This is a genomic window from Burkholderia sp. 22313 (assembly GCF_052045245.1).
Taxonomy (GTDB): Bacteria; Pseudomonadota; Gammaproteobacteria; order Burkholderiales; family Burkholderiaceae; genus Burkholderia.
In genome coordinates this window covers 1-22,118 of sequence record NZ_JBQEON010000037.1, presented here as the reverse complement: position 1 = coordinate 22,118, position 22,118 = coordinate 1, and the positions used below count along the sequence as shown (strand labels likewise).

The following is a 22,118-nucleotide window of genomic DNA, read 5'->3' as shown; positions in this document are numbered from 1 at the left end:
TGAATGGAAATTTTGGGTAAGGATGCTATGAAAACAATCAAGCGAGCCCTCACGGGCGTGCTGGCATGCAGCGGATTGCTCTTTGCCGGCGCTGCTCTGGCGGTCGGTGATAGCCCGGGCGGCCCCCGCGTCAACGAGATCAACTTTCAGCCGCCGGTCACGAAAATCGCCGAGGAGCTCTACGATCTCCACACGATGATGCTGATCCTGTGTACGGTGATCTTCGTCGGCGTGTTCGGCGTGATGTTCTATTCGATCTTCGCGCACCGCAAATCCAAAGGCCACAAGGCCGCCAATTTCCATGAAAGCACGACCGTCGAAATCATCTGGACGATCGTGCCGTTCATCATCGTCGTGCTGATGGCGCTGCCGGCCACGAAGGCCGTCGTCGCGATGAAGGACACGACCAACGCCGATCTCACGATCAAGGTCACCGGCTACCAGTGGAAGTGGGGCTACGACTACGTGAAGGGTCCGGGCGAGGGCATCAGCTTCCTGTCGACGCTCAGCACCCCGCGTGACGAAGTGATGGGCAAGAAGCCGATCACCGACACCTATCTGCAGGAAGTCGACAACCCGCTCGTCGTGCCGGTCAACAAGAAGATCCGCATCATCACGACCGCGAACGACGTCGTCCACTCGTGGTACGTGCCCGCGTTCGGCGTGAAGCAGGATGCGATCCCCGGCTTCGTGCGCGATACGTGGTTCAAGGCCGACAAGGTCGGCACGTTCCGCGGCTTCTGTACCGAGCTGTGCGGCAAGGAACACGCGTTCATGCCGGTCGTGGTCGAAGTGCTGTCGGATGACGACTACGCGAAGTGGGTGACCGCGCAGAAGGCCAAGCTGGCCAGCGCAGCGGTCGATCCGAACAAGGTCTACACGATGGCCGAACTCGTCGCGCACGGCGAGGACGTCTACAAGGCGAACTGCGCGGCTTGCCACCAGGTGAACGGCAAGGGCCTCGGCGCCTTCCCGGCGATGGACGGCAGCCCGATCGCGAACGGCCCGATCGCCGGCCATGTCGAGCGCGTGCTGCACGGCAAGGGCGCGATGCCGTCGTGGGCGTCGCTGTCGGACCTCGACATCGCATCGGTCATCACGTACGAGCGCAATTCGTGGGGCAACCACAAGAACGACCTGCTGCAGCCGAAGCAAGTGGCTGACGCGCGCAACGGCAAGATGCCGGAAGACACCGCAGGCGCGGCAGCGCCGGCCGAAGCGGCCTCGGCACCGGCGCAAGCCGCGTCGGGCGCAGCCGAGCAGCCGGCGGCAGCGTCGGCATCGGCCGCGCTGTCGACGATCTACTTCGAGACGGGCAAGAGCGTGCTGCCGGCCGACGCGAAGGCGGCAATCGCCACGGCGGCCGACTATGCGAAGGCACATCCGGACGCGAAGCTCGCGCTGTCGGGTTTCACCGACAAGACGGGCTCGGCCGACGCGAACGCAGAACTCGCCAAGCATCGTGCGCAAGCCGTGCGCGACGCACTGAAGGCAGCAGGCGTGGCGGAAGACCACATTATTCTCAAGAAGCCGGAAACGATCACGGGCGGGGCTGACGCGAAGGAAGCCCGGCGGGTCGAGATCGGGCCGGCGGCTTGACGTGTCGCTGAGTTAGTCGACGTATTCGCATTAGGAGATTCTCATGTCTAGCATCGGGCACGACGTAGCCGCGGGCCACGCGCACGACGACCACGCGCACGAAATGCCGCACGGCTGGCGTCGCTGGCTGTTGGCCACCAACCACAAGGACATCGGTACGCTGTACCTGCTGTTCTCGTTCATCATGTTCCTGTCGGGCGGCGTGATGGCGCTCGGCATCCGTGCCGAGCTGTTCGAGCCGGGCCTGCAGATCATGCGTCCGGAGTTCTTCAACGAACTCACGACGATGCACGGCCTGATCATGGTGTTCGGCGCGATCATGCCGGCGTTCGTCGGCTTCGCGAACTGGATGATTCCGCTGCAGATCGGCGCATCCGACATGGCGTTCGCGCGGATGAACAACTTCAGCTTCTGGCTGCTGCCGGTCGCGGCCGTGCTGCTGGTCGGTTCGTTCTTCGCGCCGGGCGGCGCGACGGCGGCCGGCTGGACGCTGTACGCACCGCTGTCGACGCAGATGGGCCCGGGCATGGACTTCGCGATCTTCGCGGTCCACCTGATGGGTGCATCGTCGATCATGGGCGGGATCAACATCGTCGTGACGATCCTGAACATGCGCGCACCGGGCATGACGCTGATGAAGATGCCGATGTTCGCATGGACCTGGCTGATCACCGCGTACCTGCTGATCGCCGTGATGCCGGTTCTGGCAGGCGCGATCACGATGGTGCTGTTCGACCGCCACTTCGGCACGTCGTTCTTCAACGCGGCAGGCGGCGGCGACCCGGTGATGTACCAGCACATCTTCTGGTTCTTCGGGCACCCCGAGGTGTACATCATGATTCTGCCGGCGTTCGGGATCGTGTCGCAGGTGATCCCGGCGTTCGCACGCAAGACGCTGTTCGGCTATAGCTCGATGGTGTACGCGACCGCTTCGATCGCGATCCTGTCGTTCATGGTCTGGGCGCACCACATGTTCGCCACGGGCATGCCGGTCACCGGTCAGCTGTTCTTCATGTACGCGACGATGCTGATCGCGGTGCCGACGGGCGTGAAGGTGTTCAACTGGCTCGCGACGATGTGGCGCGGCTCGATGACGTTCGAAACCCCGATGCTGTTCGCGATCGGCTTCCTGTTCGTGTTCACGTTCGGCGGCCTGACGGGCCTGATGCTGGCCATGGCGCCGCTCGACATCCAGTACCACGGCACTTACTTCGTGGTCGCGCACTTCCACTACGTGCTGGTGGCCGGGTCACTGTTCGCGCTGTTCGCGGGCTGGTACTACTGGGCACCGAAGTGGACGGGCTGGATGTACAACGAGACGCGCGGCAAGATCCACTTCTGGGCGTCGATGATCTTCTTCAACCTGACGTTCTTCCCGATGCACTTCGTCGGTCTCGCGGGCATGCCGCGCCGCTATGCGGACTACCCGGCGCAGTTCACGGACTTCAACCAGATCGCGACGATCGGCGCATTCGGCTTCGGCCTCGCACAGGTGTACTTCCTGTTCGCGGTCGCGCTGCCGGCCTACCGTGGTGGCGGCGAGCTGGAAAAGGCGTCGGACAAGCCGTGGGATGGCGCGACGGGCCTCGAGTGGACGGTGCCGAGCCCGGCTCCCTTCCACACGTTCGAGCAACCGCCGCACGTCGAATAAGTTTCACCTGACGTTCCGCCGCTGCCTGCCGTGCAGGCAGGCGCGGCGGGCGCGGAATCGATGTTTCAGCGAAGTTTCAGCGACGTTTCAGATGAACCGGAATCCACAAGAAAGACGAACGCCCGAACAGATTCGCGCGGGCAACAAGCGGCTCGGCCTCATCCTGCTCGTCATCGCCGCCGTTTTTTTTGTGGGTGTCGTGATCAAGCAGTGGTGGCTGTCCACTCACTGATGCAGTAACTGACGCAGTAGCGAGGAAGTAGTCGTATGTCGAAGCCGGAAGAGGGCGCCGTCGATCGCGCGTTCAATCGTTCGATGCTGGTGAAGCTCTTCGTCGTGGCCGGACTGATGTTCGGCTTCGGCTTCGCGCTGATCCCGATGTATCGCGCGATTTGCCAGGTCACCGGCATCAACAACCTGGTGCAGCGGGATGTCAGCGAACGCGAGGCGAAGAACTCGCAGGTCGACTACAGCCGCACGGTGTCGGTCGAGTTCGATGCGAATGCGCGCGGGCCGCTCGGTTTCAAGCCGGAGCACAACAGCCTCGACGTGCATCCGGGCGAGCTGACGACGATCGTGTACGACGTGACCAACGGGCAGGGCCGGCCGGTGGTCGCGCAGGCGATTCCGAGCTACGCGCCGAAGCAGGCGACGGAATTCTTCAAGAAGATCGAGTGTTTTTGCTTCACGCAGCAGACGCTGGCCGCGAACGAGTCGCGCAAGATGCCGGTGGTGTTCGTGATCGATCCGAAACTGCCGAAGGACGTGAAGACGATCACGCTGTCGTACACGTTCTTCGAGCTGAATACGCCGGCCGCACCGGCGCCGGCACCGCGCAAGACCGCGGCGCAGGGCGCGGCGAAGCCGGACGCATGACGACGGGGGCGAAGCGATGACGGAGACCAAGCGGAGCGGATCGTTCGGCCAGGCGTTGCGAGCGGTGTTGTGGTCGTTCTTCGGGGTGCGCAAGCGGCGCGACCTGGAGGCCGACGCGACGCAGCTGAATCCGCTGCACGTGCTGATCGTCGCGTTGATCGCGGCCGGCATGTTCATCGGCGTGCTGATCCTGATCGTACGTGCGGTCGTGGGCTGAGGCGCGCGGCTAGCGGCTCGCGGCCACAAAGGAATGCAGTGCGCGGCGCCCCGGTGCTGCGCAAGAAATAAAGCCGGAGCGGTTTCCGGTACACAAATTGGACTGAAGTGGAGAATCAAGCATGAGCGGTCAAAACCAGACCCCGTACTATTTCGTGCCGCATCCGTCGCACCATCCGATCAGTGCGGCCATCGGCTTGCTGGTCATGCTCGGGTCGGCGGCGCTGTGGATCAACGGTCTCGACTGGGCGCCGTTTACGGCGCTGCTCGGCCTGCTGTGGTTGCTCTTCACGCTGTATCACTGGTTCGGCGACGCGATCGCCGAGTCGGAAGGCGGTCATTACGGCAAGAACGTCGACAAGTCGTACCGCTGGAGCATGAGCTGGTTCATCTTCTCCGAAGTGATGTTCTTCGGCGCCTTCTTCGGCGCGCTGTTCTATGCGCGTGAAATCGCGCTGCACCAGCTCGGCAGCCTCGACTACAAGCTGATCTGGCCGGATTTCTCCGCCGTGTGGCCGAACGAAGGCCCCGCCGCGCTCGCCGGTCACTTCAAGACGATGGGCCCGTGGCCGATCCCGACGCTGAACACGGCATTCCTGCTGTCGTCGGGCGTGACGCTGACGATCTCGCACCACGCGCTGCGTGACGATCATCGCAGGAAGGCGATCGCCTGGCTGGCCGCGACGCTCGTGTTCGGTATCTGCTTCCTGTTCCTGCAGGGCTTCGAGTACTACCACGCGTACAACGAACTGAACCTGACGCTGAACTCGGGCGTGTACGGTTCGACGTTCTTCCTGCTGACCGGCTTCCACGGTTTCCACGTGTTCCTCGGCGGCACGATGCTCGCGGTGGTGCTGGTGCGGATGATTCGCGGCCACTTCACGCCGGATCACCACTTCGCATTCGAAGGCGCCGCGTGGTACTGGCACTTCGTCGACGTCGTCTGGCTCGGCCTGTACGTCGTCGTCTACTGGCTGTAAATGGAACAACGGCCCACGCAGCGATGCGCGGGCCGTTTTCATTGGCGGGGACGGGGCAGCGGCTGGCTGCTTGCGCCCAACGCCACCCCGGCGCCGCCGCGACTCAGTCAGGCGGCGCTTTTGCTTGGTGGCGCCGCCGTGCGGCGAAATGTCACAGCGGCCACGGCGGCCGCGGCAATGAATGCATCAACGCCCGATGGGCAGCCCGGTCGAGTGAATCCAGCCCATCCAGTTCGCGAACAGGATGAACAGGAACAGCGAGACCGACAGTCCGACGCGGGTGGCGAGCGACCAGGCCATGCGTTTCGTATGGCCGCGGTCGTGCATCATGAAGTAGAGCGCCGAGCCCATGCTGGCGATGATGAGGACGAAGGCGATGGGAACGAAGATGTGCATGACACGAACCGGACGATGGCAATTCGAAAGGAAGAGGATAATTATCGCACTTCACTTTCGCGTATGCGCCTGGCGGGTGGCCCGATGAAGATTCGCTGGCTGCCTGCGCTGCTGATTCTCATCGTCGTCGCGGTCACGATCCGCCTCGGTTTCTGGCAGCGCGACCGCGCGCACCAGAAGGAAGCGCTCCAGGCGAACATCGAGCAGTACGAGCACGCGGCGCCCGTCGACGTCGGCGCGCAGCGGATTCCGCTTGCGTCGATCGAGTTCCACCGCGTGCGGGCCAAGGGCCGCTTCCTGCCGGAGCAGGCGGTGTTCCTCGACAATCGGCCGTATAACGACCAGCCGGGTTTTTACGTCGTGATGCCGTTTAAACTCACGGGCGGCGGCGTCGTGCTGGTGAACCGCGGCTGGTTGCCGCGCAACATCGCCGATCGCACGGCGATCGAGCCGTTCCCGACGCCGGACGGCGACATCGAGGTCGAAGGCATCGCGCGCGCGGACGCCTCGCGCGCGTTCGAGCTCGGCGAGGGCGGCTCGGCCGCGCACCAGAAGATCCGGCAGAACCTGGACGTCGCCGCGTATGCGAAGGAAACGGGGTTGCCGCTGCAGCCGTTCGTGATCCAGCAGACGAGCGACGACGGCGACAAGCTCGTGCGTGACTGGCCGGCGGCGACGCTCGGCGTCGAGCGCAATTACGGTTACATGTTTCAGTGGTGGGGCATGGCGGCGGCCGCGCTCGGTTTCGGCCTGTACGCCGCGCGGCGTGCGGCGAAGAAGTCGGCCGACGCGTGAATGCCATGCCCGCACGCGGCGCCCGCGCCGCGGATTCGTTTCGAGAGGTCTGATTTGTCCATGCAATCTTCCCGTCAGGGTTCGGCCGCTGCGCCGGTTTCGCCGGCGGCCCGCAAGCGCGCCCGCTGGATGCTCGTGCTGCTCGGGCTCGTGTGCGCGGCGCCGATACTCGCGTCGTACTTCACCTATTACGTGATCAAGCCGAAGGGCGGCTCGACCAACTACGGCACGCTGATCGAGCCGCAGCGGCCGATCCCGGCCGATCTGCAGGTCACCGACGAAACCGGCAAGACGGTGCCGCTGTCGTCGCTGCGCGGCGTGTGGCTGTTCGTGATGACCGATCCCAGCGCGTGCAATGACGCATGCGCCGAAAAGCTCTATTTCATGCGCCAGATCCGCGTCACGCAGGCGGGCGAGCGGCACCGGATCACGATGGTGTGGCTGCGCAGCGATGCGGGCGCGATTCCGCAGAAGGTGCTGGACGCGTACCCCGACACGCGCCGTCTGGTCGCCGATCCGGCCGCGGTTGCCGCATGGCTGCCGGTCGACGCCGGCACGAAGGACAGCGACCACATCTACTTGGTCGATCCGAACGGCAACCTGATGATGCGTTTCCCGAAGAACCCGAACCCCAGCAAGATCAAGACGGACGTCACGAAGCTGCTGAAGTGGTCGAGCATCGGTTAAGGCGAGACCACGAGGCACACATTCGATGACGTATCTACTGCAACTCGGCCTGATCGGCTTCTGCATCGCGCTGCTGCCGCTGTCGTACGTATGGGTGAAGGCCGATGACAACAAGTTCCGCAAGCTGGTGTGGATCACCACCTTCCTGACCCTCGACCTGGTGATGTTCGGCGGCTTCACGCGGCTGACCGATTCGGGCCTCGGTTGCCCGGACTGGCCCGGCTGCTACGGCACGTCGTCGCCGTTCATCGCGCATGCAGCGATCACGGCCGCGCACCAGGCGATGCCGACCGGCCCGGTCAGCATGTCGAAGGCATGGATCGAGATGATCCACCGCTATTTCGCGATGGCGATCGGCGTGCTGATCATCGCGCAGGTCGTGATCGCATGGACCGCGCGGCTGCGCCGCCGCCCGCTGCACGTGTCGCCGTGGTGGCCGACGGGCCTCTTGCTGCTGATCGTCGTGCAGGGCGTGTTCGGCGCGTGGACGGTGACGATGAAGCTGCAGCCGGTGATCGTCACGACCCATCTGCTGCTCGGCCTCACGCTGCTCGGCACGCTCGGCTGGCTCGCGGCGCGGCAGACGCCGCTGCCGTCGCATGACCCGGAGGCCGGCCGCTACCGCGCGGCCGCGCTCGCGGCGCTGGTGCTGCTGGTCGTGCAGATCGCGCTCGGCGGCTGGGTGAGCACCAATTACGCGGTGCTCGCGTGTACCGACTTCCCGACCTGCAACGGCCAGTGGATCCCGCCGATGAATTTCGCGCAGGGCTTCCATCTGTGGCGCGCGCTCGGGATGACGCAGGACGGCGACGCGATCACGCAGGACGCGCTGGTCGCGATCCACTGGACCCACCGCACGTTCGCGTTCGTCGTCGTCGCGTATCTGGCCGGGTTCGCGCTGAAGATGCGCCGATTCGCGTCGCTGCGGCGGCCCGCGAACGGCGTGCTGCTGGTCGTCCTGCTGCAGTTCCTGACGGGCCTGACCAACATCGTGCTGCAGTGGCCGCTGCCGGTCGCCGTCGCCCACAACGGCGGCGCCGCGATCCTGCTGCTGCTCGTCGTCATGTTAAACTTTCGCATCCTTTCAAGCCGCCCCGGCCGTGTCGTGCAGCCTGCGCGCGACGCCGCCCCGGCGTGACCGTCCCCATGCAAAGCACCCTTTCCCAATCGCCCGGTAGCCGGTTTTCGCAGTACATGGCGCTGACGAAGCCGCGTGTCACGCAGCTCGCCGTGTTCTGCGCGGTGATCGGCATGTTTCTCGCGACGCCGGGCATGGTGCCGTGGCATGTGCTGATCGGCGGCACGGTCGGCATCTGGCTGCTGGCCGGCGCCGCGTTCGCGATCAACTGCCTCGTCGAGCAGAAGATCGACGCGATGATGCGCCGCACCGCGTGGCGCCCGTCCGCGCGCGGCGAGATCACGACGCCGCAGATCCTGCTGTTCTCGGCCGCGCTCGGCAGCCTCGGCGCCTGGACGCTCTATACGTTCACGAATCCGCTGACGATGTGGCTGACGATCGCGACGTTCGTCGGCTATGCGGTGATCTACACGCTGCTGCTCAAGCCGATGACGCCGCAGAACATCGTGATCGGCGGCGCGTCGGGCGCGATGCCGCCGGCGCTCGGCTGGGCCGCGGTCACCGGCGCGGTGCCCGGCGATGCGTGGATCCTCGTGCTGATCATCTTCGTCTGGACGCCTCCGCATTTCTGGGTGCTCGCGCTGTATCGCCGCAAGGACTACGAAAACGCGGGCCTGCCGATGCTGCCCGTCACGCACGGCGAGAAGTTCACGCGGCTGCACATCCTGCTGTACACGGTGATCCTGTTCGCGGTCACGCTGATGCCGTTCATTTCCGGGATGAGCGGCGCCGTCTACCTGGTGAGCGCGGTGCTGCTCGGCGCGGTGTTCCTCGCGTACGCGTGGAAGATCTACCGCGACTATTCGGACGAACTCGCCCGCAAGGCCTTCCGCTACTCGATCGTCTACCTGTCGCTGCTGTTCGCCGCGCTGCTCGTCGATCACTATGCACGCCCGCTGCTCGGCGTGTAACCGCACGGTTTGAACGCAATGCTCCATTCACGGTTCGGGCGCCGCGCGCGCCAAGGCTGGATGCTCGCGTGCGCATTCGCGGCAGCCATGCTGCTCGCCGGCTGCGACAACGCGCCGAAATTCCAGAATCTCGACATCACCGGCAACACGCAGTTCGGCTCCGATTTCTCGCTGCCCGATACCACCGGCAAGGTGCGTACGCTCGCCGACTTCAAGGGCCGTGCCGTCGTGATGTTTTTCGGCTACACGCACTGCCCGGACGTGTGCCCGACGACGATGGCCGAACTGTCGGAAGCGCTGAAGCAGCTCGGGCCCGATGCCGCGAAGCGCGTGCAGGTGCTGTTCGTCACCGTCGATCCGGAGCGCGACACGCCGGCGCTGCTCGGCCAGTACGTGCCGGCGTTCGATCCGTCGTTCATCGGCCTGCGGCCGGCCGACGAAGCGGCGCTCAAGAAGGTCACGAAGGATTTCCGCGTGTACTACGCGAAGGTGCCCGGCAAGACGCCCGGCAGCTACACGATGGATCACACCGCCGCGAGCTACGTGTTCGATCGCGACGGCAAGCTGCGCCTGTTCGTGCGCGACGGCCAGGGCCCCGGCCCGTGGGTCCACGACCTGAAGCTGCTGGTCGACTGAGCGGCGTGCGCCGCATGATCGCCCGGGCGCTCGCCCGGCGATACGCGTGACGGCCGCGACGCGCCGTCACGCATTGTCCTGCTTCCCCTCGATTTGCCATGCGCGTGCATGCGCGCTCGCGTTACGGCAGCGCCGGCACGTTGAAGCCCTGCGCGGCACGCGTGATCCTGAATTCGGTGACCCGATACGTCGCGAGCCCTTCGGTCACGAACGGATCGGTGTCGAGGATCGCGTCCAGTTCGTCGCGGTCGATGCGGGCCGCGAGGATCACGCCGCCCTCGCGCGGCACCTTCGGCCCCGCCGCGATGAAGATGCCACGCTCGAACAGCGGCTGCAAATAGGCACGGTGGCGTTCGAGCGCATCGTCGATGTGTTCGAGCGACGCGTTGTAATGGATGTCGATGACGTACATGGATGGCCCTGGAATGTCGCCGGCACATGGCGCGCCGGCCAGCCGGTCTTTGTAGCACAGCGGCCGTGCCGTGTCGTGCCGGCCGTCGTGCGGCACAAGACGCGTGTATTCAAGTTGTAATTCTCGATGCCGTAATTACGGGGGCAACCGTTTGCGCGCGACCGGCCGTTCGCGCGCGACGCGGGCATGGATTTCGACAACAAGGCACGCAGATGAGCAGAATGAGTTTGAACCGCAAGCTGTGGCTCGCGCTTGCGCTGGTATGGATCGGTCTACTCGGCGTCGGCGCATGGAGCGCGTACGAGACGCGCGCGACGATGCTCGCCGAACGCAAGGAAGGCATCGCCAACCTCGTCGACTCGGCCGCCGGTATCGTGAAGGCGTATTACGCGCTCGCGCAGGGCGGCACGCTGCCCGAGGCCGACGCGAAGCGCGACGCGCTCGCGAGCCTGGCCGCGATGCGCTACGGCGATTCGGGTTACGTGTTCGTGATGGATTCGAAACCCGTCGTGCTGATGCACCCGACGCTGCCGAAGCTGGTCGGCACGCAGGTCGGCGACTATCTCGATCCGGACGGCAAGCCGCTGTTCGTCGCCATCCTGAACGCCGCGAAGGCGACCGGCAGCGGCTTCGCCGAGTATCGCGGGCGGTTGCCGCACAGCGAGACCGCGGTGCCGAAGATCAGCTACGTCACGCGCTTCGCGCCGTGGGACTGGAACATCTCGAGCGGCGTATTCCTGAAGGACATCGATACCCTCTACTACCGGACGCTGTTCGGGCACCTCGCGGTTGTGCTCGTGATCGGCTTCGTGATCAGCGCGGCGATGCTCGTGATCATCCGCAACGTGCGCGGCAGCCTCGGCGGCGAGCCGGACGAAGCGGCGTCGCTGGCGACCCGCATCGCGCAGGGCGACCTGACGCGGCCGGTGGCGGTGCGCGCGGGCGACAGCACCAGCATGATGGCGGCGATGCGCGACATGCAGGCGCGCCTGCAGGCGACGATCGGCGGGATCCGCCAGTCGGCCGAGTCGATCGCGTCGGCGAGCCGCGAGATCGCATCCGGCAACGACGACCTGTCGCAGCGCACCGAGGAGCAGGCCGCGTCGCTCGAGGAAACGGCCGCGAGCATGGAGCAGCTGACCGCAACCGTGAAGCAGAACGCCGACAATGCTCGGCAGGCGAGCGGGCTCGCGAACAACGCATCGGAGATCGCGCGGGCGGGCAACGACGTCGTGAACCGCGTGATCGGCACGATGGGCGAGATCGACGACAGCTCGCGCAAGATCGCCGACATCATCGGCGTGATCGAGGGCATTGCGTTCCAGACCAACATCCTCGCGCTGAACGCGGCGGTCGAGGCCGCGCGGGCCGGCGAGCAGGGTCGCGGCTTCGCGGTGGTCGCGGGCGAGGTGCGTTCGCTCGCGCAGCGCAGCGCGACGGCCGCGAAGGAAATCCGCGCGCTGATCGTCGATTCGGTCGAGCGCGTGCGCAACGGCTCGACGCTGGTCGGCCAGGCCGGCACGACGATGGGCGAGATCCTGCAGGCGGTCGCGCGCGTGACCGACATCATGGGCGAGATCGCGGCCGCGTCCGAGGAGCAGGCGAGCGGCATCACGCAGGTCGGGCGTGCGGTCACCCAGATGGACCAGGTCACGCAGCAGAACGCGGCGCTCGTCGAGGAGGCTGCGGCGGCTGCCGCGTCGCTGCAGGAGCAGGCCGGGCGACTGCGCGGCGCAGTCGGCGCATTCCAGGTCGACGATGCAGGCGGCCTTCGCTGAAATGCAACTAACGGCCTAGTCGTTCATCCTCGTCGAGCACCATCGCGGGGCATACCCATATGAGCGGGATGTATTTCACTTCCGGCCGATCCTGTGACACCATTTGCCCCTTCCTGCGAGTCGGGGCATACCCGTATCGCGCCCCTATTTCAGTTAGCAAGAAAGCGAGAAACAGATGAAGCGTCGCAGTCTCCTGAAGGTATTTTCCGTGCTGGCCACCGGTGCCGCGCTGACGCTGTCGGCGGGCGCGCACGCCGAAGACAAGGTCATCAAGGTCGGCACGGTGGCCGGCCCGGATTCGGAAGTGTGGCAGGTCGTGCAGAAGGTCGCGAAGGAGAAGGAAGGCCTGAACGTGAAGGTCATCGAGTTCAACGACTACGTGCAGCCGAACGCGGCGCTCGATGCGGGCGACCTCGACGCGAACAGCTTCCAGCACCAGCCCTACCTCGACAGCCAGGTGAAGCAGCGGGGCTACAAGCTGGTCACCGCGGGCCTGACCTACATCTCGCCGATGGGCGTGTACTCGAAGAAGTTCAAGTCGCTGAAGGACCTGCCGCAAGGCGCGAAGCTCGCGGTGCCGAACGATCCGTCGAACGAGAACCGCGCGCTGCTGCTGCTGCAGACGCAAGGCGTGATCAAGCTGAAGGCCGGCGCCGGCACGGGCGGCAACAACGCGACGGTGCTCGACATCGCCGAGAACCCGAAGAAGCTGAAGATCTCCGAGCTCGACGCCGCACAACTGCCGCGCGTGCTGTCGGACGTCGACGCCGCCGTGGTCAACACGAACTACGCGCTCGCCGCGAACCTGCAGCCGACCAAGGACGCGATCGCGCTCGAATCGCTGACGAGCCCGTACGCGAACGTGATCGCCGTGCGCGCGAAGGACAAGGACCAGCCGTGGGTGAAGAAGCTGGTCAAGGCGTACCAGTCGCCGGAAGTGAAGGAATTCATCAAGAAGCAGTTCAAGGGCTCGATGGTCGCGTCGTTCTGAACGCCGCATACCAGTCGGACCGTTGAAACGAAAGGGCCTGCATCGCGCAGGCCCTTTTTTCATTGGCGCGGTCGCCACGCAACGGTGCGACGGCGCCCGGCGTTCGGCGCCGGCTCACATCTCGCCGCGCCGCGAGCAGATCGACATGATCTGCTGGATCGCGTAGTTGTCGCGCACGCCCGGCAGCGACTGCACGACGCACTCGTGAAAGCGTCGCTCGCGCGGCAGCAGCATCGCGTTGTTGCGGTATAGCGCGTCACACGAGCGCTGGATCAGCTGGGCCGCCGCGCCGTTGCGGCTCTCGCGCAGCGCATTGAGCATGCAGTCGTCGTATTGCGCATAGCCGTCGGTCAGCGCGAATGCCGCGCCCGGCAGCGCCAGTGCGACGGCCGCGCATGCGATCGCACGGATTCCCCGGTTCATGTGCCCTCCGATGGTGTAGATCGGGTCGGCGGACAGCATAACGTAAAGCGGCAAGGGCGGCTGGCGCGTTGCGCCGATGGTGGCGCATGTCGCTGGCCCGCCGAATGTGTCTTTCCCGGCGCAGCGGCGCGCAAGAGGCGCCGACTCTCGTCGCAGCCATTTCGTCGGTGCGAAAGAAGGACTGAAGTGGAATATCGCGCGCCGATCGAAGAAAAATAAAGTTATTTAAAGAATTTTCAGATGGCGAGGCGATATATCGACATGCCATCGTCATGTGTCTGGCGGGCGCGATTGCGCTTCCATGCTGCCTTTCCCGTGCCGCCGGCTTCAAGCCGGATGGTTGTTTATTGGTATGAACAATGACGCATCTTGGTAAACCTAGTTTAGTACTTGTCCTATTATTTTGAGCCCCGCTTTCATGTTTTGTCAGATAGTGCGCCGTCATGGAAAAATAAATAATGAGACATGAACCGCGCCCCGTCAATTTAAATACAAGCTTCGGAAATGATGAATGCGCGTTTCATATCGTCAATAACCGTTTTTGAGATCAACATAATGAAACTCGCAACTAGCACCAAAGTCATTTCGACACTGCTGGCCGTGGCTGGCCTGGGTCTGATGTCGACCGCCCACGCGGCAGACGGCACGATCACGTTTACCGGCAACGTGACCGCGGCAACCTGCAAGATCGACGGTGCCGCAGCAGGCACCACGTCGAACAAGGCAGTGGCCCTGCCGACGGTCAGTACCGGCGCGCTGAACGCGGCCGGCTCGGTAGCTGGCCGCACCGCCTTCGGTTTCAAGCTGACGGGTTGCGCGGTGGACACCGCGGAGTCCAAGGGCAACCCCACCAAGGTCCAGGTTACGTTCGAGAACGCCACGAACGTGACGGCCGACGGCAAGCTGTCGCTCGACAAGGGCACGGCCGAAGCGCCCGCGGCGACGAACGTCGTGCTGCAGATCCTCAACGACCAGCAGAACGTGATCAAGGTCGGCGCGAACGCACCGGACCAGAACTCGCAGGTCGTCTCGATCGGCTCGGACGGTTCCGCCCAACTGAACTTCTTTGCCGAGTACCTGGCGACGGGCGCGGCAGTCGGCGGTTCGGCGAATTCGAAGGTTCAGTACACGGTCGCCTACGAGTAAGTCTTGCGCTTACCCGAAGGCCCGCCAGCCGGCGGGCCTGGCGGCGGGCTTCGCACGCCGCCGCTCCGAACCGCCAGTCGGCCACAACGATTAGAAATCCGCCCGAGTCATCATGAATGCCATCATCAAATCGCTGCAGGCCATCGCACTGGCCACCGTCCTGATCGCTTCGCAAGCCAGCGCGAGCGTCGTGATTTCCGCGACCCGCGTCATCTTTCCGGGCGGCGAGCGCGAGGTGACGATCAAGCTGTCGAACGAAGGTTCGGCGCCGGCGTTGGTCCAGGCCTGGATCGACAAGGGCGACGCGAACGCATCGCCTGACACCATCGACGCGCCGTTCGTGCTCACGCCCGCGATGTTCCGCCTGGAGCCGAACAAGGGGCAAACCCTGCGGTTGATGTATACGAACGAGCCGCTTCCCGCCGACAAGGAATCGCTTTTCTGGCTCAACGTGCTGGAAATTCCGCCGAAGGTTGCGGCAAGCGACGCTCACAACCAGCTTCAGGTCGCGTTCCGGACGCGCATCAAGATCATGTTTCGCCCGCAAGGTCTGCCGGGCAAGGCACACGACGCGCCGGCGCAGATTCGCTGGCAGATCGAGCGCGGCCAGGCGGGCCGCTATACGTTGAAGGCGACCAACCCGACGCCTTACGTCGTCAATATCGGCAGCGTCCAGCTCCAATCGGGCGCACATCAATACGACGCCGGTGCGGGCTATATCCTGCCCGGCGGCACGCACGAATTTCCCGTTGCGGATCTCAAGGCCTCGCCGGCGCCGGACGCGAAAGTCCGGTTCGGCAGTATCAACGACTGGGGTGCGTCGACCAACAACGAGCTACCCGTTGCGATGCGGTAGTGCCGGTCGGGCTGCGGCCTGCCAGGGCCGTTGGCCAGCCGGCTGACGCGGCATTCACGTCCACGTACGTGCGCCGATTCAACGGCAGCCTGCGTCGATTCAACGTCAGATTTCACCTCCGGATCGACACCGCTTGCCGCGTGTGCCGAGCGGTAGCGCCAATGCTCTCGCATTCGAATCCAGTTCACCATCAATAGGAATCCTGCGGAATGACCCCGTCGATCCGACATCCTCGCCCGGACGTAACCTGCCTGCCTCGGCTCAAACCGATGTGCATGCTGGTGCTGTCCTGCCTCGCCGCGTGGTCGGCTGACGGCCGCGCGGACGCCGGCAATTCCGCGCCTGCCGATTCGATGACGATGCAGGTCGCGCAGGTCGACCTCGCGCAGACGCAGTTCGCGCAGGTTCAGTTCGACCCGGATTTCGTGAACAATGGCAACGGCCGTGCGATCGACATCAAGCACTTCGAGCGCGGCAACTTCACCGCGCCGGGCACGTATGGCGTCGACCTCGTCGTCGGCCAGGACTGGGTAGGTCGTTACGACATCGCGTTCAAGGTCGCGCCGGACACGCCGGAAGCCCAACCCTGCTTCGACGAGAAGGTCTTGCGCCGTATCGGCGTCGACTTCGCCAGGGTGTCGGCGGAAATCGCGGAGGCGATCACGGTGAGGGGCGAATGTCGGCGTATCGGCCAGATCGTGCCCGAGGCCAGCGCGTCGTTCGACTTCGGCGAACAGCGCCTGACGCTCAGCATCCCGCAGGCGTCGCTGGTGCGCCGCGCGCGCGGCTACGTCAGCCCCGATCAATGGAGCGACGGCGTACCCGTCGGCATGCTCGACTACAACCTGAACGTCTACAGCGCGAAGGTCAAGGGCAGCAGCGCGGACACGCAGGGCTATCTCGGGCTGAACGGCGGCGTCAACGTCGGCAACTGGCATTTCCGCCACAACGGTTCGTACTCGTGGTCCGAGCGCGGCGGTGGCCACTATGAGGATATCGCGACCTACCTGCAGCGGGATCTGCCGGCGCTGTCGTCGCAGCTCGTGATCGGCGAGACGTTCACGTCCGGCGAGTTGTTCGATTCGACGCAGTTCCGTGGGGTGCGGCTGTCGAGCGACGACCGGATGCTGCCCGACTCGCTGCGCGGTTATGCGCCGGTCGTGCGCGGCGTCGCGAACTCGAACGCCAAGGTGACGATTCGCCAGAACGGCGTGACGCTGTACGAAACGACCGTTTCGCCAGGGCCGTTCGAGATCAGTGACCTGTATCCGACCGGCTATGGCGGCGACCTGCACGTGTCCGTCACCGAGGCGGATGGGTCGGTGCACACGTTTTCCGTGCCCTATGCGTCGGTCCCGCTGTCGCTGCGTCCCGGCATTCAGCGCTACAGCTTCGTCGCGGGTGCGCTGCGCAGCCAGCAGAACACCAGCAACCCGCTGTTCGCGCAGCTCACCTACCAGCGCGGCCTGACGAACCTGCTGACCGCGTATGGCGGCCTCACGGTCGCGGCGGGCTACGCGTCGGCCATGGCGGGCGGCGCGTTCAATACGCGATTCGGCGCGGTCGGCGTCGACTTCACGCAGGCCACCACGTCGATTCCCGGCGTGAAACGCTTCAGCGGCTCGAGCCTGCGGGTCAGCTATTCGAAGTCCGTCGCACCGACCGGCACCGACGTGTCGATCGCCGCGTATCGCTATTCGACGAACGGCTATTTCAACCTCAACGACGCGATGAGCGCGCGCGATGCGGTCCGCATGGGCTATTCCGTGGATACCGTCGGGCGGCAGCGCAATCGCGCGTCGCTGATGGTCAGTCAGCGTCTCGGCGAGAAGGGCGGGCAGCTGAGCGTGACCGCGTCGGCGTCGAACTACTGGAATCGCGCGGGCTCGGACGTCAACTACTCCGTCGGGTACAACAACTCGTTCAGGAACGTGTCGTACAGCCTGTCGGCGACACGCCAGCGCGGTCAGGGCAACCAGGCGAGCACGCTGTACTACGCGAGCGTGTCGATTCCGCTCGGCAAGTCCAGTCCGATGATGCTGACGGGCAACGTGACGCGCGATACGGAAGGCCGCACACAGCTGCAATCGATGCTGTCGGGCTCGCTCGGCGTGGACAACGACCTGTCGTACAGCGTCGCCGCGAACCACACGAACGGGCAGGGCAACGCGAGCACCGACGGCAGCGGCAGCCTCACGTACCGTGCGCGCTTCGCCGAACTCAATCTCAGCGCCGGCGGCAGTTCGACCTATCAGCAGGGCTCGATCGGCATTCGCGGCGCGGTGGTCGCCCACCCGGGCGGCATCACGCTGTCGCAGCCGCTGTCGGAAACCTTCGGCATCATCGAGGCGAAAGGCGCGGAAGGCGCGCGCGTCACGAACGCGTCCGGCGCACGGGTCGACAGCCGCGGCTATGCGATCGTGCCTTACCTCACGCCGTACAACATGAATACCGTCGAGCTCGACCCGAAGGGTATCTCGATGGACGTCGAATTGAAGGAAACCAGTCAGCAGGTCGCGCCGCGCGCCGGCGCCGTACCGCTGCTCAAGTTCGACACCGACACCGGGCGCGCGGCCGTGATCCAGGCGACTCGGTCCGACGGCACGCCGCTGCCGTTCGGTGCGGCGGTCAGCGACGAAACGGGCAAGAGCCTCGGTGTCGTCGGGCAGGCGAGCAGGATCTTCGCACGCGGCCTGAAGGACAAGGGCGAACTCACGGTGAAGTGGGGCGACGACGGCGTGTCGGGCTGCCGCATCGCGTATGACCTGCCGGTCCGGCAAGGGCGCAACAAGGCCCGGGCCTTCGAGCAGTTCAAGGGTGTTTGTGCGGCGAAGACGAGCGCGGCGCTTTGATGCCGTCGAGACGCGCCGCTATCCATTGATCGGACCGGGCCGGCTTCATGGCTCGCCGGAAGTCGATGCACCGGCAGTTGGTCAAAACCAGACAGGAACGTATATGAAGTGGACAAATGCAGGCGCCGACGGCGCCACGCGACGGTCGTCGAGGCGTGCCACGGCGGCGGCGAGGTTTGCGCGCCTTTTGATGCTGTGCCCGCTGCTCTGGTCCGGGTATGCCTTTGCCACTTGCGAACTGAGCAGCCATGCGTCAAGCATTTCGCCGTCACTCCCGGCTACGCTCAGCGTGGCACAGGACGGAACGCTTCTCGGCACTCAATTTCCATCGTCCACGATTGGGCTAGCGCTGGTTGCACGGGTCTCCAACAGCGTAGGTACAGCATGCATGTATGACGAGTACGTCGTCAGCCCGGCCGGTGTGCTCATCCCGAATGTGACATACAAAACGAGCACCGGCGCAGTCGCTGCCGTTTTCGAATCGGGAATACCTGGCGTGGGATACGCAGTGGAGGTTGCGGACTATTCAGGCGGGGCATGGGTTGCGATCGGCGCGGACGCTACGTCGGTACCGATCCCTCCAATCGATAAAAGCCTGCTGAACGCAAAGGTGACGTATGTTTCTGTCGGGCCTCTCGCGACGGGCTCCTATACATCCAGAAGGCAGGTGCTCTTCAATTTCCGCTTGAAGTACAAGGGGAATTTGCTGCCGGGCAGCAGTGCGTCGACGCCGCTGAGCGCGGCGAACATGAGCGTCACGGCCAGAACGTGCAAGATCACGTCCGGCACGTCCAGAACGGTGACGCTGCCTAGCCTCTATTCCGGCAGCCTGAAAGCGGTCGGCGATGTCGCTACGGCGAAGTCGGCGCCATTCTCGTTCGATCTGCGGTGCGATGCGGACCTGAGCATTTACGCGACCCTGAGCGACGTGACGAATCCCGCGAATACGAGCAACGTGCTGAGCCTTGGCCGTGGGTCGGGGGCTTCGGGCATCGGGATTCAGATCCTGAAAAAAGGGTCCGATACGCCGTTGCGTTTTGGTCCCGACTCGTCGGCCAGGGGCAATACGAACCAGTGGCTGGTCGGACGCTCCACCACGGCCAACACGATGATCCAGGTGCCGTTCGAGGCGAGATATGTCAAGACGGCCGAGAAGATTACGCCGGGCATCGTGGAAGCACTCGGCACGATCACGTTCTCTTATCAGTAGCGCGGAATCGGTCGCCTCGGCACGCCGAGCCGGTTGGCTGGTCGGCTCGGCCCACCCAGCCGACCAGCCCGGTTGCGCGATTCGGTTCGCATGCGCCGCAGCGACGCCTGGCGCGGGGCGGGCGTCCGGGCCGTGTGCGCCGGTGATGCCGGGGGCGACGCGCCGTCATATGTCGGACCCGTCGGCTTGTTACCGGTCTTTCGTCTGATTAAATACCGGTTTCGTACCAGTACTGTGCGGCGTGGACGCATTGCCATATACTGTATATCCATACAGGCGCGACCTGCAAAGTCGCTATCACAACTGTCTCGCCAATAGCAATTGGACGGGACCTGCTGTTCTGCCAGCAGTAGCCTACTCGATCGTGCGTCGCTGGTAACGGCGGGGTGCGGAGCATCGAGGACAACGACTGGGGCCGCAAGGCCTAGCCCGAGCCGCGAGGCGAAGGCGACACCTGCAAGCATCGACGCGGGAGCCGGAAGGGCTCGGGTGGCACGGTTAACGGAAGTGAATTCTCGCAAGCGTCGTGATTACAGTCCAGCCAAAGATGCTGACAGGCTGAGGGCAAAAGCTACGCGACCGGGTGCATTCAGTCTGTGGTGAATGCACGCAGACCACGGTGTCGCCGGCGTAAAGAGGAAACCGTCGTCATCCCGTTGCGACAGCGGAACAGGGTAAGCCCATCTCGTCGCCCCCAGGGGCAGGCCAACCGCGAGGGAGGCTGCGGGCGGAGCGGGTAAAGGAGGTTGGAGAAAGCGAACGCCAGGCCGTAATGGCCGGGATACGAGCTGAAACATCGCTCGACACGAAAGTGGGCAGACTTCCAACTGGTCTCTCATCACGAGATAACTTGCGTAATCTTTGAAGGCGAGAAAGCAAATGAACGGGCTGTCAACGTGTGCACTGGCCGACCAAGGTACGTCGTGGCACAGCATCGACTGGGACGCGGCCCACGCCATGGTCAAAAGAATGCAAGCGCGTATCGTGAAGGCGACACAGGCCGGTCGCTGGAACAGGGTCAAGGCTCTGCAACGGCTACTGACCACCTCGTTCTACGGCAAAGCGTTAGCCGTTAAACGAGTGACGGAAAACCAAGGCAAACGTACACCGGGCGTTGACAAAGTGCTTTGGTCGACCCCGGATGCCAAATACATGGCAATAGGCTCGCTGACGCGGTGTGGGTATCAACCGCTGCCGCTGAAGCGTATCTATATACCCAAGAGTACCGGCAAGCTGCGCCCGCTGAGCATCCCCACGATGCGAGATCGGGCGATGCAGGCCCTTCACCTGCTCGCCCTCGACCCCGTATCCGAAACGATCTCTGATGGACAATCCTATGGATTCCGAAAAGAGCGATCTACCCATGACGCGATAGCGCAATGCTTCATGAACGCCCGATACCACGGCAACCCAAAAGACCGGGGCGCACGGGTCTCGGCGCAGTGGATTCTCGAAGCGGACATCCGCGGCTGCTTCGACAACATCGACCATGCGTGGCTCTTAAAGCACGTGCCGACGGACAAGGCCGTGTTGGCGAAATGGCTGAGGGCCGGTTACTTGAAGGACGGTGTATTCGCGAGGACGACCGAAGGGACGCCACAGGGCGGCATCATCAGCCCTGTGCTCGCCAACTTTGCGCTGAACGGGCTGGACAAGGTTTTATCGTCCGTTTTCAAATATCCGTCACATCGCGTAGCTCACAAGGTCAATCTCGTGCGATACGCCGACGACTTCGTCATCACTGGAGTGAGTCGGGAAGTGTTGCAGGACACAGTCACCCCGGCAGTCACCACGTTTCTTGCATCTCGAGGACTGGAACTCGCCCCGGAGAAGACGAAGATCACCCACCTGACGGAAGGCTATGATTTCCTTGGCCAGAACGTCCGGCGATACGGCAAGAAACTGCTTATCAAGCCGGCGCGGAAGAACGTGCAGTCCTTCCTGCAAAAGGTTCGAGACATCATCCGAAGGCTAAGACCAGCACCGCAGGACGTGCTGATCGACGCCCTCAATCCTGTGATCACCGGCTGGGCAATGTACCACCGTCACGTCGTTGCACAGGAAGCCTTCACCCGCGTGGACAGCCATATCTGGTACGCAATATGGCAATGGGCCAAGCGACGCCATCCCAAGAAGCCTGCGGAATGGGTGCGGCAACGTTACTTTCATCGGATTGGGCTAAGGCAATGGGTATTTGCCGTCGCCACTGATCATGTGGACGATAACGGACGCCCTATCCTCCGGTCTCTCCGGACAGCGGCGAGTACACCCATCGAACGACATCCGAAAGTCCAATCGGACGCCAATCCCTACGATCGTGAGTGGTACACCTACTTTGCGCAGCGCGCTGCGATTCGAAGTCGGATCTCCCGGGCACGTCGCAAGGGCAACGGCCGCAGCTAGTCTGCACGCTGCCATGAAGCAGGTACATAGGCCGGTCGGTACGTGGTGCCGCCGGGTTGGTTTAATCACTGGCCTTATAGAGGCTTGAGCCGTATGCGGGGAAACTCGCACGTACGGTTCTTAGGGGGCGGCGGCGCAGCAATGCGTCGCTGCTACCCGACT

Annotated in this window: 21 protein-coding genes; 18 read left to right on the top strand and 3 right to left on the bottom strand. The window is 64.2% G+C overall.

What is annotated here, in order from left to right:
* The first annotated feature begins 3 nt into the window (after window positions 1-3).
* The 6 genes from coxB to ACTJKF_RS25655 all read left to right on the top strand — a co-directional run bounded on the left by coxB (window position 4) and on the right by ACTJKF_RS25655 (window position 5,322).
* Complete coding sequence (gene coxB, locus ACTJKF_RS25680; protein WP_440627229.1) at window positions 4-1,599, top strand: cytochrome c oxidase subunit II; 1,596 nt, start codon at window positions 4-6, stop codon at window positions 1,597-1,599.
* A gap of 43 nt (window positions 1,600-1,642) precedes the next feature.
* Window positions 1,643-3,250, top strand: coding sequence for a cytochrome c oxidase subunit I (ctaD, locus tag ACTJKF_RS25675; RefSeq protein WP_440627227.1), 1,608 nt, complete (start codon window positions 1,643-1,645; stop codon window positions 3,248-3,250).
* A gap of 91 nt (window positions 3,251-3,341) precedes the next feature.
* Window positions 3,342-3,482, top strand: a complete 141-nt coding sequence (locus tag ACTJKF_RS25670) for a cytochrome oxidase small assembly protein (protein ID WP_006760728.1) — start codon at window positions 3,342-3,344, stop codon at window positions 3,480-3,482.
* A gap of 35 nt (window positions 3,483-3,517) precedes the next feature.
* Entirely contained in the window at window positions 3,518-4,126 is a 609-nt protein-coding gene (locus ACTJKF_RS25665) for a cytochrome c oxidase assembly protein (RefSeq protein ID WP_440627226.1), read from the top strand.
* Between the two features lie 16 nt (window positions 4,127-4,142).
* The gene (locus ACTJKF_RS25660; protein ID WP_063550509.1) at window positions 4,143-4,343 is read left to right on the top strand and encodes a DUF2970 domain-containing protein; all 201 of its coding nucleotides are present in this window, start codon (window positions 4,143-4,145) and stop codon (window positions 4,341-4,343) included.
* Window positions 4,344-4,464: 121 nt separating this feature from the next.
* A complete protein-coding gene (locus tag ACTJKF_RS25655; RefSeq protein WP_440627224.1) occupies window positions 4,465-5,322 on the top strand; it encodes a cytochrome c oxidase subunit 3 in 858 nt (285 codons plus the stop codon).
* A gap of 186 nt (window positions 5,323-5,508) precedes the next feature.
* Here the strand turns inward: ACTJKF_RS25655 and ACTJKF_RS25650 are convergent, their stop codons facing one another.
* Window positions 5,509-5,718 (bottom strand): twin transmembrane helix small protein, encoded by a 210-nt coding sequence (locus tag ACTJKF_RS25650; RefSeq protein ID WP_440627223.1) that lies wholly within the window; start codon window positions 5,716-5,718, stop codon window positions 5,509-5,511.
* Between the two features lie 84 nt (window positions 5,719-5,802).
* Between ACTJKF_RS25650 and ACTJKF_RS25645 the strand changes: the two genes are divergently transcribed.
* Genes ACTJKF_RS25645 through ACTJKF_RS25625 form a run of 5 tightly spaced genes read left to right on the top strand, consistent with a single transcriptional unit; the run spans window position 5,803 to window position 9,885 of the window.
* Complete coding sequence (locus ACTJKF_RS25645; protein WP_440627221.1) at window positions 5,803-6,513, top strand: SURF1 family protein; 711 nt, start codon at window positions 5,803-5,805, stop codon at window positions 6,511-6,513.
* 60 nt (window positions 6,514-6,573) lie between these two features.
* Window positions 6,574-7,200, top strand: coding sequence for an SCO family protein (locus ACTJKF_RS25640; RefSeq protein WP_440627220.1), 627 nt, complete (start codon window positions 6,574-6,576; stop codon window positions 7,198-7,200).
* 25 nt (window positions 7,201-7,225) lie between these two features.
* A complete protein-coding gene (locus ACTJKF_RS25635) occupies window positions 7,226-8,338 on the top strand; it encodes a COX15/CtaA family protein (RefSeq protein WP_440627218.1) in 1,113 nt (370 codons plus the stop codon).
* Between the two features lie 8 nt (window positions 8,339-8,346).
* Window positions 8,347-9,249, top strand: coding sequence for a heme o synthase (gene cyoE, locus ACTJKF_RS25630; RefSeq protein ID WP_440627216.1), 903 nt, complete (start codon window positions 8,347-8,349; stop codon window positions 9,247-9,249).
* A gap of 18 nt (window positions 9,250-9,267) precedes the next feature.
* Window positions 9,268-9,885 carry an SCO family protein gene (locus tag ACTJKF_RS25625; RefSeq protein WP_440627214.1) on the top strand — a complete coding sequence of 206 codons (618 nt, stop codon included), beginning with the start codon at window positions 9,268-9,270 and terminating at the stop codon, window positions 9,883-9,885.
* 121 nt (window positions 9,886-10,006) lie between these two features.
* Here ACTJKF_RS25625 and ACTJKF_RS25620 read toward each other — a convergent pair whose 3' ends face one another.
* Window positions 10,007-10,297, bottom strand: coding sequence for a YciI family protein (locus tag ACTJKF_RS25620; protein WP_440627213.1), 291 nt, complete (start codon window positions 10,295-10,297; stop codon window positions 10,007-10,009).
* A gap of 212 nt (window positions 10,298-10,509) precedes the next feature.
* Between ACTJKF_RS25620 and ACTJKF_RS25615 the strand changes: the two genes are divergently transcribed.
* Together ACTJKF_RS25615 and ACTJKF_RS25610 are read left to right on the top strand one after the other, a co-directional pair.
* The gene (locus ACTJKF_RS25615) at window positions 10,510-12,075 is read left to right on the top strand and encodes a methyl-accepting chemotaxis protein (protein WP_440627211.1); all 1,566 of its coding nucleotides are present in this window, start codon (window positions 10,510-10,512) and stop codon (window positions 12,073-12,075) included.
* 175 nt (window positions 12,076-12,250) lie between these two features.
* Window positions 12,251-13,066: a MetQ/NlpA family ABC transporter substrate-binding protein gene (locus tag ACTJKF_RS25610; RefSeq protein WP_440627209.1), complete on the top strand. Its 816-nt coding sequence runs from the start codon at window positions 12,251-12,253 to the stop codon at window positions 13,064-13,066.
* Window positions 13,067-13,180: 114 nt separating this feature from the next.
* On the opposite strand, the gene ACTJKF_RS25605 is transcribed toward ACTJKF_RS25610, so the two are convergent.
* Complete coding sequence (locus ACTJKF_RS25605) at window positions 13,181-13,489, bottom strand: VF_A0006 family four-cysteine protein (RefSeq protein ID WP_440627207.1); 309 nt, start codon at window positions 13,487-13,489, stop codon at window positions 13,181-13,183.
* 555 nt (window positions 13,490-14,044) lie between these two features.
* On the opposite strand from ACTJKF_RS25605, the gene ACTJKF_RS25600 reads away from it, so the two are divergent.
* The 5 genes from ACTJKF_RS25600 (at window position 14,045) to ltrA (ending at window position 21,956) form a co-directional block, all read left to right on the top strand.
* Window positions 14,045-14,635, top strand: coding sequence for a fimbrial protein (locus tag ACTJKF_RS25600; protein ID WP_124493756.1), 591 nt, complete (start codon window positions 14,045-14,047; stop codon window positions 14,633-14,635).
* A 112-nt stretch (window positions 14,636-14,747) separates the two neighbouring features.
* Window positions 14,748-15,491 carry a fimbrial biogenesis chaperone gene (locus tag ACTJKF_RS25595; protein ID WP_440627205.1) on the top strand — a complete coding sequence of 248 codons (744 nt, stop codon included), beginning with the start codon at window positions 14,748-14,750 and terminating at the stop codon, window positions 15,489-15,491.
* A gap of 269 nt (window positions 15,492-15,760) precedes the next feature.
* Window positions 15,761-18,343 (top strand): fimbria/pilus outer membrane usher protein, encoded by a 2,583-nt coding sequence (locus ACTJKF_RS25590; protein WP_440627203.1) that lies wholly within the window; start codon window positions 15,761-15,763, stop codon window positions 18,341-18,343.
* Between the two features lie 388 nt (window positions 18,344-18,731).
* A complete protein-coding gene (locus ACTJKF_RS25585; protein WP_440627201.1) occupies window positions 18,732-19,553 on the top strand; it encodes a fimbrial protein in 822 nt (273 codons plus the stop codon).
* Window positions 19,554-20,432: 879 nt separating this feature from the next.
* Entirely contained in the window at window positions 20,433-21,956 is a 1,524-nt protein-coding gene (gene ltrA, locus ACTJKF_RS25580) for a group II intron reverse transcriptase/maturase (protein WP_440621833.1), read from the top strand.
* Window positions 21,957-22,118 lie beyond the last annotated feature (162 nt).

Excerpts from the sequence above, each read along its gene's own strand:
- coxB (WP_440627229.1), top strand. The coding sequence starts at position 4 with ATGGAAATTTTGGGTAAGGATGCTATGAAAACAATCAAGCGAGCCCTC.
- ctaD (WP_440627227.1), top strand. The coding sequence starts at position 1,643 with ATGTCTAGCATCGGGCACGACGTAGCCGCGGGCCACGCGCACGACGAC.
- ACTJKF_RS25670 (WP_006760728.1), top strand. The coding sequence starts at position 3,342 with ATGAACCGGAATCCACAAGAAAGACGAACGCCCGAACAGATTCGCGCG.
- ACTJKF_RS25665 (WP_440627226.1), top strand. The coding sequence starts at position 3,518 with ATGTCGAAGCCGGAAGAGGGCGCCGTCGATCGCGCGTTCAATCGTTCG.
- ACTJKF_RS25660 (WP_063550509.1), top strand. The coding sequence starts at position 4,143 with ATGACGGAGACCAAGCGGAGCGGATCGTTCGGCCAGGCGTTGCGAGCG.
- ACTJKF_RS25655 (WP_440627224.1), top strand. The coding sequence starts at position 4,465 with ATGAGCGGTCAAAACCAGACCCCGTACTATTTCGTGCCGCATCCGTCG.
- ACTJKF_RS25650 (WP_440627223.1), bottom strand. The coding sequence starts at position 5,718 with ATGCACATCTTCGTTCCCATCGCCTTCGTCCTCATCATCGCCAGCATG.
- ACTJKF_RS25645 (WP_440627221.1), top strand. The coding sequence starts at position 5,803 with ATGAAGATTCGCTGGCTGCCTGCGCTGCTGATTCTCATCGTCGTCGCG.
- ACTJKF_RS25640 (WP_440627220.1), top strand. The coding sequence starts at position 6,574 with ATGCAATCTTCCCGTCAGGGTTCGGCCGCTGCGCCGGTTTCGCCGGCG.
- ACTJKF_RS25635 (WP_440627218.1), top strand. The coding sequence starts at position 7,226 with ATGACGTATCTACTGCAACTCGGCCTGATCGGCTTCTGCATCGCGCTG.
- cyoE (WP_440627216.1), top strand. The coding sequence starts at position 8,347 with ATGCAAAGCACCCTTTCCCAATCGCCCGGTAGCCGGTTTTCGCAGTAC.
- ACTJKF_RS25625 (WP_440627214.1), top strand. The coding sequence starts at position 9,268 with ATGCTCCATTCACGGTTCGGGCGCCGCGCGCGCCAAGGCTGGATGCTC.
- ACTJKF_RS25620 (WP_440627213.1), bottom strand. The coding sequence starts at position 10,297 with ATGTACGTCATCGACATCCATTACAACGCGTCGCTCGAACACATCGAC.
- ACTJKF_RS25615 (WP_440627211.1), top strand. The coding sequence starts at position 10,510 with ATGAGCAGAATGAGTTTGAACCGCAAGCTGTGGCTCGCGCTTGCGCTG.
- ACTJKF_RS25610 (WP_440627209.1), top strand. The coding sequence starts at position 12,251 with ATGAAGCGTCGCAGTCTCCTGAAGGTATTTTCCGTGCTGGCCACCGGT.
- ACTJKF_RS25605 (WP_440627207.1), bottom strand. The coding sequence starts at position 13,489 with ATGAACCGGGGAATCCGTGCGATCGCATGCGCGGCCGTCGCACTGGCG.
- ACTJKF_RS25600 (WP_124493756.1), top strand. The coding sequence starts at position 14,045 with ATGAAACTCGCAACTAGCACCAAAGTCATTTCGACACTGCTGGCCGTG.
- ACTJKF_RS25595 (WP_440627205.1), top strand. The coding sequence starts at position 14,748 with ATGAATGCCATCATCAAATCGCTGCAGGCCATCGCACTGGCCACCGTC.
- ACTJKF_RS25590 (WP_440627203.1), top strand. The coding sequence starts at position 15,761 with ATGTGCATGCTGGTGCTGTCCTGCCTCGCCGCGTGGTCGGCTGACGGC.
- ACTJKF_RS25585 (WP_440627201.1), top strand. The coding sequence starts at position 18,732 with ATGTATGACGAGTACGTCGTCAGCCCGGCCGGTGTGCTCATCCCGAAT.
- ltrA (WP_440621833.1), top strand. The coding sequence starts at position 20,433 with ATGAACGGGCTGTCAACGTGTGCACTGGCCGACCAAGGTACGTCGTGG.